Genomic DNA, 17984 nt, shown 5'->3' on the forward strand with positions numbered 1-17984 from the left:
GGTTCGTACGCGCTCGGCGGCAGTGGGCTGCTGGGCGTCTTCCACGGGACGCGGCTGACCCGCCTCGGTGCGATGTGCACGGGGCAGGGGGATCCCAGGTCGAAACATGCGTTCTCCTCGCGCTAAGGTAAGCCTCACCTAACTTACACGGAGGTCCGTTCCACGTGAACCAGTCGCGTCCCAAGGTCAAGAAGTCCCGCGCGCTCGGCATCGCGCTGACGCCCAAGGCCGTCAAGTACTTCGAGGCCCGTCCCTACCCGCCCGGCGAGCACGGCCGTGGCCGCAAGCAGAGCAGTGACTACAAGGTCCGTCTGCTCGAGAAGCAGCGCCTGCGTGCGCAGTACGACATCAGCGAGCGCCAGATGGCGCGTGCCTACGACCGCGCTCGGAAGGTCGAAGGCAAGACCGGCGAAGCGCTGATCATCGAGCTTGAGCGCCGTCTGGACGCGCTCGTCCTGCGGTCGGGCATCGCCCGCACCATCTACCAGGCTCGTCAGATGGTCGTCCACGGCCACATCTCGGTGAACGACCGCAAGGTCGACAAGCCGTCCTTCCGCGTCCGTCCCGGCGATGTCGTGATGGTCCGCGAGCGCAGCCGCGAGAAGCACCCCTTCCAGGTCGCGCGTGAGGGTGGCTACGACACCGACGGTGAGACCCCGCGCTACCTCGAGGTCAACCTGCCGGCTCTGGCGTTCCGTCTCGACCGGGACCCGAACCGCAAGGAGATCCCGGTGATCTGCGACGAGCAGCTCGTCGTCGAGTACTACGCCCGCTAAGCACCACAGCAGGCGCAGCACCACGCTCAGCCCGCCGTCTCCCCGCCGTTCGCGGAGGGGGAGGCGGCGGGTTCGTGCTTTCCCGGCGCCGTGTGCCGCTCCGCACGACGGCCCGCGGAGGCCGGGCCCGCGGACCGCAGGGCCCGGGCCACCGCCGCGTCCAGATCGAGCCGCCCGCCCACCCGCAGGCAGTGCTCGTAGCGCTCGGACCCCAGCCGCTCGCGCGCCTGCTCCGCACACCGCGCATGCGGCTGATGGAAGTGGCGCGAGCCGAACAGCGGCAGCCCGACCGACGACCAGAGCCGTCCCGCGGCGCCCTGCAGCACCGCCGCCTCCGCCGCATCGCCCTCGCCCAGCGTCACCTGCGCCAGCAGCTCGATCGCCAGCACCGCACCCAGCAGATCGCGGAAGGAGTGCTCGATGGCCAGGCACTTCTCCAGCAGCGCCCGCGCCCGCCCGCCGTCCCCTCGTGACCAGGCCGCGTAGGCCAGCACGAACTGGGCGTACGCCAGTGTCCAGCGCTCTCCGTGGTCCTCGCACACCTCCAGGACGCCCTCGCACAGCCGCACCGCGTCCGCCAGCTCGCCCTGGAAGGTCAGCGCCATCGCCAGCTCCACCTGCCCCATCAGCACGGTGCTGTTGAGCTCGCCGATCTCCCGGTAGCGGCGCAGCGCCCGGCGCAGCAGCCGCTCGGCGCGCGGCATGTCGTCACAGACCAGCGCCAGACAGCCGGTGCGGTGCAGCGCGTACGCGGCGGCGGTGGCGTTGCCGGTCCGCTCGGCCTCGTCCCGGCACTCCTGCAGGGTCCCCAGGGCCGCGACGGTGTCCCCCTGGAGCACCGCGACATAACCGGCCACCCACAGCGCCTTCATCCGTGCGTCGTCGTGCTCGCTCTCCAGCTCCAGCGCCCGGTCCAGCCAGTGCCGGCCCTCCGCGAGCCGCCCGCAGGCCACCCAGTAGAACCACAGCGTTCCGGCCAGATACTGGCCCAGATGCGAATCGCCGGGGCTCTGCATGCTCTGCTCCAGCGCCACCCGCAGATTGGGCAGTTCGGCCTCGATCCGGGCCGCGATCTCGGCCTGCCGGGGGCTGAACCAGTCCAGCTCGCACCAGGTGGCCAGCCCCAGATACCAGTCGCGGTGCCGGCGCCGCAGCCGCTCGCCGTCACCGGTCGCCGTCAGCCAGCCCGCGCCGTAGACCCGTACGGTGTCCAGCATCCGGTAGCGCACCCCGGCCGCGGTCTCCTCGCGCACCAGTACCGACTGGGCGACCAACTCCGCGAGGACGTCCAGGAGTTCATCGGCCGGCAGCTCCGGGCCCGAGCAGACGTACTCGGCCGCCTCCAGATCGAACTGCCCGGCGAAGACCGACAGCCGCGCCCACAGCAGCCGTTCCGCGGGGGTGCACAGCTCATGGCTCCAGCCGATCGCGGTGCGCAGGGTCTGGTGGCGGGGCGGGGGTCCCCCCTGCGCAGGGGGGACCGCCCGCTGGAGCGAAGCCGAGAGTGCGGGAGGAGCCGAGAGCCCGGGGGAGTGCCGCGGGCGGGTGCCGGTCAGCAGCCGGAAGCGGTCGTCGAGCCGGTGCAGCACCTGGTGCACGGACAGGGCGCGCAGCCGTCCGGCCGCCAGCTCCAGTGCGAGCGGAATGCCGTCGAGCCGGTCGCAGAGCTCGCCGACCGCCGCCTCGTCGGACGGCCCGACGGTGTAGCCGGCGACGACCGAGGCGGCGCGGTCGGCGAACAGAGCCGTCGCGTCGGCGGTGTTCATCGGCGCGAGCGGCACGATCCGTTCCCCGCTGAGCCCCAGCGGCCGGCGCCCGGCGGCCAGCACCCGCAGCCCGGGGGCGCGCCGCAGCAGCTCCGCGGTCAGCCCGGCACAGGCGTCGACCAGGTGCTCGTAGCCGTCGAGGACGAGCAGCAGCTCACGGTCGGCCAGCTGCTCGCACAGGGCGGCTCGCACCGGGCGGCCGCCGAGGCCGGCCGGCGCCAGGACCTCGGCGACGGCGTGGTCCATCAGGTGCGCCTCGCGCAACGAGGCCAGTTCGACCAGCCACACCCCATCGCAGAAGCGATCCTGCAAGATCGCGGCGAGATGCCCGGCGAGACGTGTCTTCCCGCCGCCGCCGACGCCGGTGAGGGTCACGAGCCGGGCGGATTCCAGCTCCCGTGCCAGCGCGGCCAGTTCGTCGTCGCGGCCGATGAAGCGGTTGAGTTCCGCGGGGAGATTCCCGGGCCTGCCCGGCGCCCGGAGAGGCTCGGGGGAGGGGCGGGCGGCGGGGCCGGGGCGCGTGAGGCGTCGCATGGCACACGGAGCGTACTCGGCGAGATGCGGACCGTACAATCACGCTGCCGGAATCCCCCGGCATCCGTTGCGCGCCACCGGGAACGCGGTGCGGGCCGAGCGTCGCGGCGCGATAAGGTCAAGGTTGCCGTTCGAGCAGGACGAAACCAGACCCAGAGCAGTCGGAGAGTGGTGCCAACGTGTCCGGTGGAGAGGTGGCCGGGATCCTCGTGGCCGTCTTCTGGGCGATCCTCGTGTCGTTCCTCGCCCTCGTGCTGGTGAGGCTCGCGCAGACGCTCAAGGCGACCACCAAGATGGTCGCCGAGGTGTCCGAGAAGGCCGTACCCCTCCTCGCCGACGCGTCCGCGACCGTCCGCTCCGCCCACTCCCAGCTGGCCCGCGTCGACGCCATCGCCGCCGACGTCCAGGAGGTCACCGCCAACGCCTCCGCGCTCTCCTCGACCGTCTCCTCCGCCTTCGGGGGCCCGCTGGTCAAGATGGCGGCCTTCGGCTACGGGGTGCGCCGCGCGATCGGCAAGAAGGGCGAACCGGCGCCGCAGCGCACCGTCATCCCCGGCCGTACCCTGTCCGGCGCCCGCCGCGGCGGGCGCCGCAACCGCCGCTCCAAGGACTGATCACCGCGATGTTCCGCCGCGCATTCTGGTTCACCACCGGCGCCGCCGCCGGGGTGTGGGCCACCAACAAGGTCCACCGCAAGCTGCGCAAGCTGCAGCCCGACAGCCTCGCCGCGCAGGCCGCGGACAAGGCCGTCGAGACCGGACACCGGCTGCGTCAATTTGCATTGGACGTACGGACCGGAATGGCGGACCGTGAAGAGCAGCTGCACGAAGCCCTCGGACTCGGTGAACCGGCCGAGGTGCACGAGCTGCCCGCACCGCGTCGCGCGGTGCTCGAACCGCAGTACCGCACCACGAGAACAACCGGACCGCACGGTCTGACCGGACCGACTGGGAAAGAGGACCACTGATGGAGTCGGCTGAAATCCGCAGGCGCTGGCTGCGCTTCTTCGAGGAGCGCGGGCACACCGTCGTGCCGTCGGCGTCGCTCATCGCGGACGACCCGACGCTGCTGCTGGTCAACGCGGGCATGGTCCCCTTCAAGCCGTACTTCCTCGGCGAGGTCAAGCCGCCCGCCCCGCGCGCCACCAGCGTGCAGAAGTGCGTGCGCACGCCGGACATCGAAGAGGTCGGCAAGACCACCCGGCACGGCACGTTCTTCCAGATGTGCGGCAACTTCTCCTTCGGCGACTACTTCAAGGAAGGCGCCATCAAGTACGCCTGGGAGCTGCTGACCGGCTCGCAGGCCGACGGCGGCTACGGCCTCGACCCGGAGAAGCTCTGGATCACCGTCTACCTCGACGACGACGAGGCCGAGCGCATCTGGCACGAGGTCGTCGGGGTGCCCAAGGAGCGCATCCAGCGCCTGGGCAAGACGGAGAACTACTGGTCCATGGGCGTCCCGGGCCCGTGCGGTCCGTGCTCCGAGATCAACTACGACCGCGGTCCGGAGTTCGGCGTCGAGGGCGGCCCGGCCGTCAACGACGAGCGGTACGTGGAGATCTGGAACCTCGTCTTCATGCAGTACGAGCGGGGTGCGGGCACGAGCAAGGAGGACTTCGAGATCCTCGGCGAGCTGCCCAGCAAGAACATCGACACCGGCCTCGGTCTCGAGCGCCTGGCGATGATCCTGCAGGACGTCCCGAACATGTACGAGACGGACACCCTGCGTGTCGTCATCGACAAGGCCACCGAGCTGACCGGCGTCCACTACGGCACTTCGCACGACAGTGACGTCTCGCTGCGCGTGGTCGCCGACCACATCCGCACGTCCACGATGCTCATCGGCGACGGTGTCACCCCGGGCAACGAGGGCCGCGGCTACGTCCTGCGTCGCATCATGCGCCGCGCCATCCGCAACATGCGCCTGCTCGGCGCGAGCGGGCTGGTCGTCGGCGAGCTGCTCGACGTGGTCATCAAGACCATGGGCCAGCAGTACCCCGAGCTGCTGGAGGACCGCCGCCGCATCGAGACGGTCGCCCTCGCCGAGGAGGCCGCCTTCGTCAAGACCCTGAAGGCCGGCACCAACATCCTCGACACCGCCGTCACGGACACCAAGGCCACCGGTTCCACGGTCCTGCCCGGCGACAAGGCCTTCCTGCTCCACGACACCTGGGGCTTCCCGATCGACCTCACCCTCGAAATGGCCGCCGAACAGGGCCTGTCGGTGGACGAGGACGGCTTCCGCCGCCTGATGAAGGAGCAGCGGGAGCGCGCCAAGGCCGACGCCCAGTCCAAGAAGAGCGGCCACGCCGACCTGTCCGCCTACCGCGCGGTCGCCGACACGTCCGGCGCGACGGAGTTCACCGGCTACAGCGCCACCGAGGGCGAGTCCGCCGTCGTGGGCCTGCTGGTCAACGGCGTACCGACCCCTGCCGCCCACGAGGGCGACGAGGTCGAGGTCGTCCTGGACCGCACCCCCTTCTATGCCGAGGGCGGCGGCCAGCTCGCCGACACCGGCCGGATCAAGCTGGACTCCGGCGCCGTCGTCGAGGTCCGCGACGTCCAGCAGCCGGTGCCCGGCGTCACGGTCCACAAGGGCGTCGTCCAGGTCGGTGAGGTGGTGGTCGGCTCCGCCGCGTACGCCATCATCGACATCACCCGCCGGCGCGCCATCGCCCGCGCCCACAGCGCCACCCACCTCACCCACCAGGCGCTGCGTGACGCCCTCGGCCCGACGGCCGCCCAGGCCGGTTCGGAGAACTCCCCGGGCCGCTTCCGCTTCGACTTCGGCTCGCCGGCCGCCGTGCCCGGCACGGTCCTCACCGACGTCGAGCAGAAGATCAACGACGTGCTGGCCCGTGAGCTCGATGTGCACGCCGAGGTCATGAGCATGGAGGACGCCAAGAAGCAGGGCGCCATCGCCGAGTTCGGCGAGAAGTACGGCGACCGGGTCCGCGTGGTCACCATCGGCGACTTCTCCAAGGAGCTGTGCGGCGGCACCCACGTCCACAACACCGCCCAGCTGGGCCTGGTGAAGCTGCTCGGCGAGTCCTCCATCGGCTCCGGCGTACGCCGCGTCGAGGCACTGGTCGGCGTGGACGCCTACAAGTTCCTCGCCCGCGAGCACACCGTCGTCTCCCAGCTCACCGAGCTGGTCAAGGGACGTCCGGAGGAGCTCCCGGAGAAGATCTCCGGCGTCCTGGCCAAGCTGAAGGACGCCGAGAAGGAGATCGAGAAGTTCCGCGCGGAGAAGGTGCTGCAGGCCGCCGCCGGGCTGGCCGAGGGCGCCAAGGACGTCCGCGGCGTGGCGTTGGCCGCTGGCCAGGTCCCCGACGGCACCTCCGCCGACGACCTGCGCAAGCTGGTGCTCGACGTCCGCGGGCGGATCCAGGGCGGCCGGGCCGCCGTTGTGGCGCTCTTCACAGTGGCCAATGGCCGCCCGGTGACGGTCATCGCCACCAACGAGGCCGCCCGTGAGCGCGGCATCAAGGCCGGTGACCTGGTCCGTGCCGCCGCCAAGACGCTCGGCGGCGGTGGCGGCGGCAAGCCCGACGTCGCCCAGGGCGGCGGTCAGAACGCCGCCGCGGTGCCCGAGGCCCTGGAGGCCGTCGAGCGCCTCGTGGCCGAGGCGGCCTGACGCGCGTGAGTGAGATGCGACGCGGCCGGCGCATCGCGGTGGATGTCGGGGATGCCCGTATCGGGGTCGCCTCGTGCGACCCCGACGGGGTCCTCGCCACCCCCGTCGAGACCGTCCCGGGGCGTGATGTCCCCTCAGCGCACCGCCGGCTCAAGGCGATCGTCGAGGAGTACGAACCCCTCGAAGTCGTGGTCGGTCTGCCCCGCTCCCTCAACGGGGGAGAGGGGCCGGCCGCGGCCAAGGTCCGGGCCTTCGCCCAGGAGCTGGCCCGGAATGTCGCACCCGTAGGGGTCCGGCTGGTCGACGAGCGGATGTCGACAGTGACCGCGACCCAGGGACTGCGGGCCTCGGGGGTGCGGAGCAAGAAGGGCCGCTCGGTGGTCGACCAGGCCGCGGCGGTGGTCATCCTGCAGAGCGCACTGGAGACCGAGCGCGTCTCGGGGGCTCCTCCGGGAGAGAGCGTCGAAGTGGTCATCTGATCGCGGTACGGTAACGTTCCGCGCGATGTGCGGCGTTCGAACAGCCGCGCGTGCAAGTAGAGGCGGACCAGGTACAGCAAGCGCGCTGCCAGGCCGGAGCGCACCGCCTCTCGGCTCTAGGGGATCGATGACCGAGTATGGCCGGGGCTACGGCTCCGAACCGTGGCACCCCGAGGACCCGCTCTACGGAGACCAGGGTCCTCACGGAGGCCAGGCCCAGCAGCCCCAGTGGAGCGGCCCGCAGTCCGCCCCGCACCCCCAGCAGCAGCCGGACCCCTACCCCCAGCAGCAGTACCACGGGGGCTGGGACGGCTCGCAGGGCGGACAGCTGCCGTACGACCCGTACGACCCCTACGGGCAGCAGTACCAGCCGGCCGATCCGTACGGCGGCGCGAGCACCGACTACTACGGCGCGCCGGACGGCTATCCGCAGCAGCAGCCGGATCCGCTGCGTCAGCAGGCCCAGCAGGCCCAGCAGGCCCAGCAGGCGCACCAGGCCCAGCAGATGCAGCAGACACAGCCGCAGCCGCAGTACCAGCCACCGCCGCCGCATCCGCAGCAGCAGGAGCCGCACTACGACGAGGACCCCGGTGACGACTGGCGGGCCGCGCCGGAGCCGCGCGAGCCGGAGCCGGAGCACGCGTTCTTCGCGGACCATGCCGACGATGACCGCGACGACCCCGACGACCGTGATCCCCGCGAGGACGGCCGGGGCGGGCGCGAGCGCCGCGGAAAGAAGAACAAACGGCGCAGCGGCCGGGCCTGTCTGGTCGTCGCCCTGCTCTTCGCCGGGGCCACGGGCGCCGTCGGATATTTCGGTTATGACTTCATCATGAGCCACTTCGGCTCGGCCCCCGATTACCAGGGCAAGGGATCCGGCGCGATCCAGGTCGACATTCCGGACGGTTCGCCGCTTTCGGAAATGGGCCAGATTCTCCAGGACAAGGGCGTCATCAAGAGCGCCGGTGCCTTCACCGAGGCGGCCGGGGAGAACAAGAAGGCGCAGAGCCTGCAACCGGGGACGTACAGCCTCCGCACGAAGATGTCGGGCGCCGCGGCCATCGAGATGATGCTGGATCCCAAGAGCCGTAACGGCCTCACGATCCGGGAAGGCCTGCGCTCCGCCGAGGTCTACAAACTCATCGACACCAAGCTCCGTCTCAAGGCGGGCACGACCAAGGGTGTCGCCAAGAGCGAGGCCAAGAACCTCGGACTGCCGTCCTGGGCGAATGACTCCTCGAAGATAAAGGACCCGCTGGAGGGCTTCCTCTATCCGTCCACCTACAGCGTGGGCGGCGACGCGAAGCCGGCCGCGGTGCTCAAGCAGATGGTGGCGCGCGCGAACCAGGTCTACCAGCGGTACGACTTGGAGGGCAATGCCCGAAAGCTCCATCTCTCCTCGCCGATGCAGCTGCTGACCGTCGCCAGCCTCACGCAGGCCGAAGGCAAGTACAAGCACGACTTCGTCAAGGTCGCACGGGTCGTCTACAACCGTCTCAAGCCGAACAACACCGAGACCTACGGTCTGCTGGACTTCGACTCGACGGTGAACTACGCGAAATCCCAGAGCACCCTGGACACCGGGTCCGTCGACAATCTGCGGAATTTCAACGACCCGTACAACACCTACAAGTTCAAGGGACTGCCGCCGGGCCCGATCGGTAACCCCGGTGAGGTGGCGCTCAAGTCGGCCATCGACCCGGCCAAGGGCAATTGGTATTACTTCGTCTCGATCAGCCCGGACAAGACGCTGTTCGCCGAGACGAACGAACAGCATGAGCGCAACCGGCGCATCTACGAAAAGGAACACGAGAAAGCCAGGTAATGAGCACCACCCGTCGAGCCGCGGTGCTCGGCTCCCCGATCGCCCATTCCCTCTCTCCGGTGCTGCACCGCGCCGCCTACCGGGAATTGGGCCTGGGCGACTGGACGTACGGTCGCCACGACGTGGACGAAGCGGCCCTGCCCGCCTTCATGGAGCGCCTGGACGCCACCTGGGCGGGTCTGTCGCTGACCATGCCGCTCAAGCGCGCGGTGATCCCGCTGCTCGACGAGATCACCCCGACCGCGGCCTCGGTGGAGGCGGTGAACACCGTCGTCCTCACCGGCGACGGGCGCCGCCTCGGCGACAACACGGATATTCCCGGCATGCTCGCCGCACTGCGCGAGCGCGGCGTGGAACGGGTCGAGCGGGCCTCGGTGCTGGGGGCCGGTGCCACCGCCTCCTCGGCGCTCGCCGCCCTCGCCCGGATCTGCACCGGCGAGGTCACCGCGTATGTCCGCAGCGACGCCCGCGCCGCACAGATGCGCGGCTGGGGTGAGCGGCTCGGCGTCCCGGTCCGCACCGCCCCCTGGGAGGACGCCGCCGCGGCCTTCGAGGCGCCGCTGACCGTCGCCACCACCCCGGCGGGTACCACCGACGCGCTCGCCGCCGCCGTCCCCGCGCGGCCCGGCACCCTCTTCGACGTCCTGTACGAGCCTTGGCCGACGGCGCTGGCCGCGGCCTGGGCCGACCGCGGCGGCGCCGTGGTCGGCGGCCTCGACCTGCTGGTCCACCAGGCCGTCCTGCAGGTGGAGCAGATGACGGGGCACTCGCCGGCGCCGCTCGCCGCGATGCGCCGGGCCGGTGAGGCGGCACTCGCCGCCCGCTGACCGGCCCGGTCCGCCCGGCCCCGCCCCGCACGTACGGGTCCGCACCCTGGACTGGGCGCCGCCCTGTCGGTGCGACGTGGGAGGATCGGGGGGAGACCGTACGCGGATGAGCAGTACATGAGGAGCACCGTTGAGCAGGTTGCGCTGGCTGACGGCGGGGGAGTCGCACGGCCCCGCACTCGTGGCGACGCTGGAGGGCCTTCCGGCCGGGGTCCCGATCACCACGGAGCTGGTGGCGGACGCACTGGCGAGGCGCCGGCTCGGCTACGGCCGCGGTGCGCGGATGAAGTTCGAGCAGGACGAGGTCACGTTCCTGGGTGGGGTGCGGCACGGTCTGTCGCTGGGCTCGCCGGTGGCCGTGATGGTCGGCAACACCGAGTGGCCCAAGTGGGAGCAGGTGATGGCGGCCGACCCGGTGGACCAGGAAGTGCTGGACGCACTGGCCCGTAACGCGCCGCTGACCCGCCCCCGCCCCGGCCACGCCGACCTCGCCGGCATGCAGAAGTACGGCTTCGACGAGGCCCGTCCGGTCCTGGAGCGCGCCTCCGCCCGCGAGACCGCCGCCCGGGTCGCCCTGGGCGCGGTCGCCCGGTCCTTCCTCAAGGAGACGGCCGGCATCGAGATCGTCTCGCATGTCGTGGAGCTGGCCGCCGCCAAGGCCCCGTACGGGGTCCTCCCCAAGCCCTCCGACGTCGAGAAGCTGGACGCCGACCCGGTGCGCTGCCTGGACGCGGACGCGAGCAAGGCGATGATCGCCGAGATCGACCAGGCCCACAAGGACGGCGACACCCTCGGCGGTGTGGTCGAGGTGCTGGCCTACGGCGTGCCCGTGGGGCTCGGCTCGCACGTCCACTGGGACCGGCGACTGGACGCCCGGCTGGCCGCGGCCCTCATGGGCATCCAGGCGATCAAGGGCGTCGAGGTCGGCGACGGCTTCGACCTGGCACGCGTGCCGGGCTCGAAGGCCCACGACGAGATCGTCTCCACCGACGACGGGATCAGGCGCAGCACGGGCCGCTCCGGCGGCACCGAGGGCGGGCTGACCACCGGCGAGCTGCTGCGGGTGCGCGCCGCGATGAAGCCGATCGCGACGGTGCCGCGAGCGCTGGCGACCATCGATGTGAGCACCGGCGAGGCGACCAAGGCACACCACCAGCGCTCGGACGTCTGCGCCGTGCCGGCCGCCGGCATCGTCGCCGAGGCCATGGTGGCGCTCGTGCTGGCGGACGCGGTACTGGAGAAGTTCGGCGGCGACAGCGTGCCCGAGACCCGCCGCAACGTGCGCAGCTTCCTCGACAACCTGGCGATCAAGTGACGTCGCCGGCCGTCGTGTTGATCGGCCCGCCCGGGGCCGGCAAGTCCACGGTGGGCGCGCTGCTCGCCGAGCGGCTGGGCGTCGGCTACCGCGACACCGACGCGGATGTCGTCGCCACGGCCGGTCGGCCGATCGCCGAGATCTTCATCGACCAGGGCGAGCCGCACTTCCGTGAGCTGGAGCGGGCGGCCGTCCGCGACGCCCTGGACGGTCACCGGGGCGTGCTCTCGCTCGGCGGCGGCGCCATCCTGGACGACGGCACCCGCGCGCTGCTCGCCGGGCTGCCGGTGATCTTCCTGGACGTCCAGCTCGCCGACGCCGTCAAGCGGGTGGGCCTCGACGCGCCCCGCCCGCTGCTGGCCGTCAACCCGCGCAAGCAGTGGCGCGAGCTGATGGAGCGGCGCCGCCCGCTGTACACACAGGTCGCGCGCGCCGTGATCGAAACGGGGGAGCGCACCCCCGAGCAGGTCGCCGAGGCGATCCTGGACGCTTTGGAGCTACGGCCGGCCGGGGGAGACGCCCCGCGGGCCGCCCACAGGGAGGAACAGGCATGACGGAGCAGGCCACCCGTATCCAGGTCGGCGGCACGGCGGGCACCGACCCGTACGAGGTGCTCGTCGGGCGGCAGCTGCTCGGTGAACTCCCGGGCCTGATCGGTGCGGGGGCCAAGCGGGTCGCTGTGCTGCACCCGGAGGCGCTGGCCGCCACGGGTGAGGCGCTGCGCGAGGACCTGGCCTCCCAGGGCTACGAGGCCGTCGCGATCCAGCTGCCGAACGCCGAGGAGTCCAAGACCGCCGAGGTCGCGGCGTACTGCTGGAAGGCGCTCGGCCAGTCCGGCTTCACCCGCAGCGATGTGCTCGTGGGCGTCGGCGGCGGCGCCACCACCGACCTGGCCGGTTTCGTCGCCGCGACCTGGCTGCGCGGGGTGCGCTGGATCGCGGTGCCGACCACGGTCCTGGGCATGGTGGACGCGGCGGTCGGCGGCAAGACCGGCATCAACACCGCCGAGGGCAAGAACCTCGTCGGCGCCTTCCACCCGCCGGCCGGGGTGCTCTGCGATCTGGCCGCGCTCGACTCGCTGCCGGTGCACGACTACGTCTCCGGTCTGGCCGAGGTCATCAAGGCCGGCTTCATCGCCGACCCGGCGATCCTCGACCTGATCGAGTCGGACCCGGAGGGTGCCAAGCGCCCGGACGGGGCGCACACCGCCGAGCTGATCGAGCGGGCGATCCGGGTCAAGGCCGAGGTGGTCTCCGCCGACCTCAAGGAATCCGGCCTGCGCGAGATCCTCAACTACGGCCACACCCTGGCGCACGCCATCGAGAAGAACGAGCGCTACAACTGGCGGCACGGCGCGGCCGTCTCCGTGGGCATGGTCTTCGCCGCCGAACTCGGCCGGATCGCCGGCCGCCTGGACGATGCCACCGCCGACCGGCACCGCACCGTCCTGGAGGCTGTCGGGCTGCCGCTGACCTACCGCGGTGACCAGTGGCCCAAGCTGCTGGAGACGATGAAGGTCGACAAGAAGTCCCGTGGCGACCGGCTGCGCTTCATCGTTCTGGACGGCCTGGCCAAGCCGACCGTTCTGGAGGGCCCGGACCCGGCCATGCTGCTCGCCGCCCACGCCGAGATCGCGGCCTGAGCCGTCCGCCCCGGCGCGCCCGTACGGCACCGCGCCGGGGCCCGGCTCCGGCCGCTCGGGCCCGCGTCCCGCTCCCGTCGTCCCCACCCCGGTGCCTCCCGCACTCCGGGTACGGCCCACGGGAGGCACCCCCCGGCTGACGGCGGCGCCCCCGCGTCCCGTACGCGACGAACCGGGCGCCAGGCATCCCGGCGCCCTGCCTCCTCCTGCTCCGTGCGCCGTCCGGCCGCACATCTGACGCGCCACCAGGGCACTTCCGTCCTGTCCCGGCCGTTCATGTGCTGAGCGCCGGGGCAGGGATCTCTCCTGTTCCCGGGCCCGGGAGGGTACGGTTCGCAGCAGCACCACCCACACCGAGCTGTGGGGCACAACGGCCCCTCCGCGCCGGTGGGTTACCGCACAGCGCACGGGCAGCTGAGCCCGGCGCCGGGGCATCACCGGCGTGCGCCGGGGGAGCCACGCACCACATCGACCGCACGAGACGGAGAGCCACCGGATGCACTACGCAGTGGGGGCTCCGCTGCCGCCGCCCCACGGGCAGGCATCAGGACCCGGGGCCGCCATGCACTGGACGCCCCACCCGGGGCAGCCCACCCCGCCCCCCTCGTCGCCGGCCCCCGCGGCTCCGCCTCCGCCCGTGCAGCAGCCCGCCCCGCAGCAGGGCTGGCACCCTCCCGCGCCCCAACAGTCCGCGCCCCCCGTGCCCCCCGCGCCCGGCAACGACGTCACCGGTCAGATCCGGCTGCCCCCGGGCGCCCCGGTGCCCCTGCCCAGCCCGCCCGCCGACACCGCCGCCCCGGACGCCACCCACACGGCCGTCGCGGTGCTCCTCATCGGCCCGGCCGGAGCCGGCAAGACCAGCGTCGCGCGCCACTGGGCCGACACCCGGCGGGTGCCGACCGCTCACATCAGCCTCGACGACGTCCGTGAATGGGTCCGTGCCGGCTTCGCCGACCCGCAGGCCGGCTGGAACGACCACTCCGAGGCGCAATACCGCCTCGCCCGCCGCACCTGCGGCTTCGCGGCCCGCAACTTCCTCGCCAACGGCATCTCCTGCATCCTCGACGACGCCGTCTTCCCCGACCGGCCGGTCGTCGGCCTCGGCGGCTGGAAGCGGCATGTGGGCCCCGGCCTGCTGCCGGTCGTGCTGCTGCCCGGTCTGGAGATCGTCCTGGAGCGCAACGCCCGGCGCAGCGGCAACCGCCGGCTGTCCGACGAAGAGGTGGCCCGGATCCACGGGCGGATGGCCGGCTGGTACGGCTCGGGACTGCCGATCATCGACAACTCCCAGCACGATGTCGCCACGACGGTACGGGTCCTGGACGACGTCGTGGCCCGCAGCATCGCCAGTCCGCCCACCTGGTAGCGGCCTTCCCCCGGGCGGCCCCGCTCGACCGGCCGCCTCGGGGAAGCCGCCGTACGCTCGTGATATGTCCGAGTTGTACGCGGTCCGACGCATGCAGCTGCGCGACCGCGTAGCCGGGGCCGGAAGTGCCGCCGCACTGATCTCGCGCCCCGCGAACGTCCGCTATCTCACCGGCTGCGCCCCGTCCGGCGCCGCGCTGCTGCTGGGCCCGGCCGTCGATGTGCTGCTCTGCGGCAGGCAGCTGAGCGGGGATCCCGCCGAGGGGCGGCCGGCCGAGGACGTACGGGTGTCGGTCCTGCCGACGCGGGGCGGCGACCCGGTGGTGGCCGGCGCCGACCTGGCCGCGAAGGCCGGCGCGGACACCCTGGCCGTCGAGGAGCACCATCTGACCGTCACCCGCCACCGGGCGCTCTCCCAGGTCGCGCCCCGGCTGCGGCTGACCGACCTGGCATGCGCGGTCGAGGCACAGCGGCTGGTGAAGGACGACGACGAGATCTCCTGCCTGCGGATCGCCGCCGAGATCGCCGACCAGGCTCTGGGGGAGCTGCTCGAATCCATTCTGGTCGGCCGCACCGAGCGGCATCTCGCGCTGGAACTGGAGCGCCGGCTGGTCGACCACGGCGCGGACGGCCCGGCCTTCCCCACCTCCGTGGCGACCGGGCAGAACGCCGGCCGCCCCGGACATCTGCCCACCGACCGACGGGTCGAGGAGGGTGACTTCCTCAGTGTCTGTCTGGGCGCCAACTACCGCGGCTACCGCTGCGAGATCGGCCGCACCTTCGTCATCGGCACCACGCCCGCGGACTGGCAGATCGAGCTGTACGATCTCGTTTTCGCAGCCCAGCGGGCCGGGCGGGAGGCGCTGGCACCGGGTGTGGAGTGCCGCGAGGTGGACCGGGTGACCCGCCACGTACTCGATGCGGCGGGGTACGGCGAGCGCCTCGGACCGTGGACCGGGCACGGTGTGGGACTCGAAATCGACGAGGACCCTCAGTTGTCCCCTGCCGCCATGGGTAAACTGGACGCTTGCGTGCCGGTCACCGTCGAACCGGGGGTTCACCTCCCGGGCCGAGGGGGTGTCCGGATCGACGACACACTCGTCGTCCGCCCCGAGGCGGACGGCGGGCCCGAGCTACTCACGATCACGACCAAGGAGCTGCTCGCACTCTGAACCGCAGGGTTCGGGGCTGCGCCGCTCCGGGGTCCCACCACCTGCAGTCCAGGAGATTCCGCAACCGTGGCATCCACGAACGACCTCAAGAACGGCATGGTGCTCAAGCTCGACGGCGGCCAGCTCTGGTCCGTCGTCGAGTTCCAGCACGTCAAGCCCGGCAAGGGCCCGGCCTTCGTCCGCACCAAGCTCAAGAACGTGCTGTCCGGCAAGGTGGTGGACAAGACCTTCAATGCCGGTGTGAAGGTGGAGACGGCCACCGTCGACAAGCGCGGGATGCAGTTCTCGTACATGGACGGCGACTACTTCGTCTTCATGGACATGGACACCTACGACCAGCTGCACGTCGACCGCAAGGCCGTCGGCGACGCCGCCAACTACCTGATCGAGGGCTTCGAGGCCGTCGTGGCGCAGCACGAGGGCGAGGTGCTCTATGTCGAGCTGCCCGCCGCGGTCGAGCTGACCATCCAGCACACCGAGCCCGGCGTGCAGGGTGACCGCTCCACCGGCGGATCCAAGCCCGCCGAGCTGGAGACCGGCTACTCCATCCAGGTGCCGCTCTTCATCACGACCGGCGAGAAGATCAAGGTCGACACCCGCACGGGCGACTACCTCGGCCGGGTGAACAGCTAACCGTGGCTGCCCGCAGCAAGGCCCGTAAGCGCGCCTTCCAGATACTCTTCGAGGCCGACCAGCGCGGTGCCGATGTGCAGTCCGTGCTCGCGGACTGGATGCGGCACGCCCGGACCGACCCCCGGCAGCCGCCGGTGAACGAATACACCCTGCAGTTGGTCGAGGGGTACGCGGACCATGTCACCCGCATCGACGAGCTGATCTCCACCTACGCGGTCGACTGGGATCTCGACAGGATGCCGGCGGCCGACCGCAGCATCCTGCGTCTGGGCGCCTACGAGCTGCTCTGGGTGGACGACACCCCGGACGCGGTGGCACTCGACGAGGCCGTACAGCTCGCCAGGGAGTTCTCCACGGACGACTCCCCGGCCTTCGTCAACGGCCTTCTCGGCCGGCTCAAGGAGCTGAAGCCGAGCCTGCGCCGCGAGGAGCGGTAGGAGGTCGGCAGAGCGTGTGAACGGGCCCGGAGCGAAGGGATCTGCTCCGGGCCCGTCGCATGCCCGCAGAACGCCGTCCGGGGCGCTCCGCGGGGGCACCGCGGGCGGCCGCTCCCGCCGTCCGGGCCCGCCGGAACGCGGAACCGCCGCCCCGGAAGTCCGGAGCGGCGGCACGTTTCTGCAGGTAGGAGGGGTATCAGAGATCGTCGTGCTGCACGGCGCGGCGGGCGTCGGCGTCGAGCACGCCCCAGCTGATCAGCTGCTCGGTCAGGACCGAGGGCGACTGGTCGTAGATGACCGCAAGGGTGCGCAGGTCATCCTGGCGGATGGAGAGCACCTTGCCGTTGTAGTCACCGCGCTGGCTCTGGATGGTGGCGGCGTAGCGCTGCAGCGGGCCGGCCTTCTCCTGCGGGACGTGGGCCAGGCGCTCCAGGTCGAGCACCAGCTTCGGCGGCGGCTCGGCCGCGCCGCCCGGTGTCGTACCCGGCAGCAGCTCCTGCACCGGAACGCCGTAGAAGTCCGCCAGTTCGGCGAGGCGCTGCACGGTCACGGCACGGTCGCCGCGCTCGTACGAACCCACGACCACGGCCTTCCAGCGGCCCTGGGACTTCTCCTCCACGCCGTGGAGGGAAAGGCCCTGCTGGGTGCGGATGGCGCGGAGTTTGGCCCCGAGTTGTTTGGCGTATTCGCTGGACATATGGCTCCCCGGACGCTGTGTCGAAATGCGGCTCAGCCGCGGGCTGGTAACTCACTGTGAGGTTACGCAGCGTAATCTGACTTCGTCAAGCGGAACGGGTCAGACCCTCACCCGTCAGGGGTGCCGGCGGGCGCCGGAAGGGGTCCTGCTAACCTGACTGCGTAATTCCGACGTCCTTTAAGGTCCGTCCCGTGAGGCGGAGAAGGGGGTCCGTTTCGTATGGACGCACACACTTCCGACGCGGGGGTTCAGCTTCCCGCGCGACCGGTGCTCGAAGGCCCGGACATCGCGCGGATGCTCACGCGTATCGCCCACGAAATCGTCGAGCGCGCCAAGGGCGCGGACGACGTGGTGCTCCTGGGCATCCCCACCCGCGGAGTCTTCCTCGCCCGGCGGCTGGCCGCCAAGCTGGAGGAGATCACCGGCCGCGCCGTTCCGGTCGGCTCGCTCGACATCACGATGTACCGCGACGACCTGCGTCTGGGCCCCGCCCGCACGCTCGCCCGCACGGACATCCCCGCCGACGGCATCGAGGGCCGGGTCGTCCTGCTCGTCGACGACGTCCTCTTCTCCGGGCGCACGATCCGCGCCGCGCTGGACGCGCTCGGCGACATCGGGCGGCCGCGCGCCGTGCAGCTGGCGGTCCTCGTCGACCGCGGCCACCGCGAGCTGCCGATCCGCGCCGACTACGTCGGAAAGAACCTCCCCACGTCGCTGCGGGAGACGGTCAAGGTCCAGCTCACCGAGGAGGACGGCCGGGACGCCGTGCTGCTCGGCGTGAAGCACGCCGCACCGGCCGGCGAGCGCTAGCGCACCGCGCGCGGACCCGGTGACCCCGGGCCCGCAGGCATGCCCGCTCGACGGATACCCGTACACCTCC

At 71.7% G+C, this 17984-nt stretch carries 17 protein-coding genes; 15 read left to right on the forward strand and 2 right to left on the reverse strand.

The features are described from left to right. Positions 1-164: 164 nt before the first annotated feature. A complete protein-coding gene (gene rpsD / locus OIU81_RS30515; protein ID WP_030987289.1) occupies positions 165-776 on the forward strand; it encodes a 30S ribosomal protein S4 in 612 nt (203 codons plus the stop codon). 26 nt (positions 777-802) lie between these two features. Here the strand turns inward: rpsD and OIU81_RS30520 are convergent, their stop codons facing one another. Next, on the reverse strand, positions 803-3076 hold the full coding sequence (locus OIU81_RS30520) for an ATP-binding protein (RefSeq protein ID WP_329331351.1): 2274 nt from the start codon (positions 3074-3076) through the stop codon (positions 803-805). 179 nt (positions 3077-3255) lie between these two features. Between OIU81_RS30520 and OIU81_RS30525 the strand changes: the two genes are divergently transcribed. The 13 genes from OIU81_RS30525 (at position 3256) to nusB (ending at position 16407) form a co-directional block, all read left to right on the forward strand. Next, the gene (locus tag OIU81_RS30525) at positions 3256-3690 is read left to right on the forward strand and encodes a DUF948 domain-containing protein (RefSeq protein ID WP_329152978.1); all 435 of its coding nucleotides are present in this window, start codon (positions 3256-3258) and stop codon (positions 3688-3690) included. 8 nt (positions 3691-3698) lie between these two features. Continuing rightward, positions 3699-4043: a DUF6167 family protein gene (locus tag OIU81_RS30530; protein WP_329152980.1), complete on the forward strand. Its 345-nt coding sequence runs from the start codon at positions 3699-3701 to the stop codon at positions 4041-4043. Then, positions 4043-6712, forward strand: coding sequence for an alanine--tRNA ligase (gene alaS / locus OIU81_RS30535; RefSeq protein ID WP_329152981.1), 2670 nt, complete (start codon positions 4043-4045; stop codon positions 6710-6712). Before OIU81_RS30530 ends, alaS begins: the two co-directional genes overlap by 1 nt. A gap of 14 nt (positions 6713-6726) precedes the next feature. Continuing rightward, positions 6727-7191 (forward strand): Holliday junction resolvase RuvX, encoded by a 465-nt coding sequence (gene ruvX / locus OIU81_RS30540; RefSeq protein ID WP_329155466.1) that lies wholly within the window; start codon positions 6727-6729, stop codon positions 7189-7191. Positions 7192-7318: 127 nt separating this feature from the next. Next, the gene (gene mltG / locus OIU81_RS30545; protein ID WP_329152983.1) at positions 7319-9016 is read left to right on the forward strand and encodes an endolytic transglycosylase MltG; all 1698 of its coding nucleotides are present in this window, start codon (positions 7319-7321) and stop codon (positions 9014-9016) included. Beyond that, positions 9016-9843, forward strand: coding sequence for a shikimate dehydrogenase (locus OIU81_RS30550; protein WP_329152985.1), 828 nt, complete (start codon positions 9016-9018; stop codon positions 9841-9843). The genes mltG and OIU81_RS30550 overlap by 1 nt, the downstream gene beginning before the upstream one ends. Positions 9844-9973: 130 nt before the next feature. Further along, positions 9974-11158, forward strand: coding sequence for a chorismate synthase (aroC, locus tag OIU81_RS30555; protein WP_329152986.1), 1185 nt, complete (start codon positions 9974-9976; stop codon positions 11156-11158). Continuing rightward, complete coding sequence (locus tag OIU81_RS30560) at positions 11155-11712, forward strand: shikimate kinase (protein WP_329152987.1); 558 nt, start codon at positions 11155-11157, stop codon at positions 11710-11712. The genes aroC and OIU81_RS30560 overlap by 4 nt, the downstream gene beginning before the upstream one ends. Beyond that, entirely contained in the window at positions 11709-12800 is a 1092-nt protein-coding gene (gene aroB, locus OIU81_RS30565) for a 3-dehydroquinate synthase (RefSeq protein WP_329152989.1), read from the forward strand. The genes OIU81_RS30560 and aroB overlap by 4 nt, the downstream gene beginning before the upstream one ends. A gap of 496 nt (positions 12801-13296) precedes the next feature. Continuing rightward, positions 13297-14166: a Pro-rich N-terminal domain-containing protein gene (locus OIU81_RS30570; RefSeq protein ID WP_329152991.1), complete on the forward strand. Its 870-nt coding sequence runs from the start codon at positions 13297-13299 to the stop codon at positions 14164-14166. Positions 14167-14230: 64 nt separating this feature from the next. Continuing rightward, positions 14231-15337 (forward strand): aminopeptidase P family protein, encoded by a 1107-nt coding sequence (locus OIU81_RS30575; RefSeq protein ID WP_329152993.1) that lies wholly within the window; start codon positions 14231-14233, stop codon positions 15335-15337. 66 nt (positions 15338-15403) lie between these two features. Further along, the gene (gene efp, locus OIU81_RS30580) at positions 15404-15970 is read left to right on the forward strand and encodes an elongation factor P (protein WP_329152995.1); all 567 of its coding nucleotides are present in this window, start codon (positions 15404-15406) and stop codon (positions 15968-15970) included. Positions 15971-15972: 2 nt separating this feature from the next. Then, positions 15973-16407 carry a transcription antitermination factor NusB gene (gene nusB, locus OIU81_RS30585; RefSeq protein ID WP_329152997.1) on the forward strand — a complete coding sequence of 145 codons (435 nt, stop codon included), beginning with the start codon at positions 15973-15975 and terminating at the stop codon, positions 16405-16407. A 196-nt stretch (positions 16408-16603) separates the two neighbouring features. On the opposite strand, the gene bldD is transcribed toward nusB, so the two are convergent. After that, positions 16604-17104, reverse strand: a complete 501-nt coding sequence (gene bldD / locus OIU81_RS30590; RefSeq protein ID WP_006607459.1) for a transcriptional regulator BldD — start codon at positions 17102-17104, stop codon at positions 16604-16606. A 219-nt stretch (positions 17105-17323) separates the two neighbouring features. Here bldD and pyrR point away from each other — a divergent pair, with 219 nt between their 5' ends. Then, the gene (gene pyrR, locus OIU81_RS30595; RefSeq protein ID WP_329153000.1) at positions 17324-17914 is read left to right on the forward strand and encodes a bifunctional pyr operon transcriptional regulator/uracil phosphoribosyltransferase PyrR; all 591 of its coding nucleotides are present in this window, start codon (positions 17324-17326) and stop codon (positions 17912-17914) included. The last annotated feature ends 70 nt before the right edge of the window (positions 17915-17984 follow it).

Origin of the sequence: Streptomyces sp. NBC_01454 (assembly GCF_036227565.1) — a bacterium.
GTDB lineage: Bacteria > Actinomycetota > Actinomycetes > Streptomycetales > Streptomycetaceae > Streptomyces.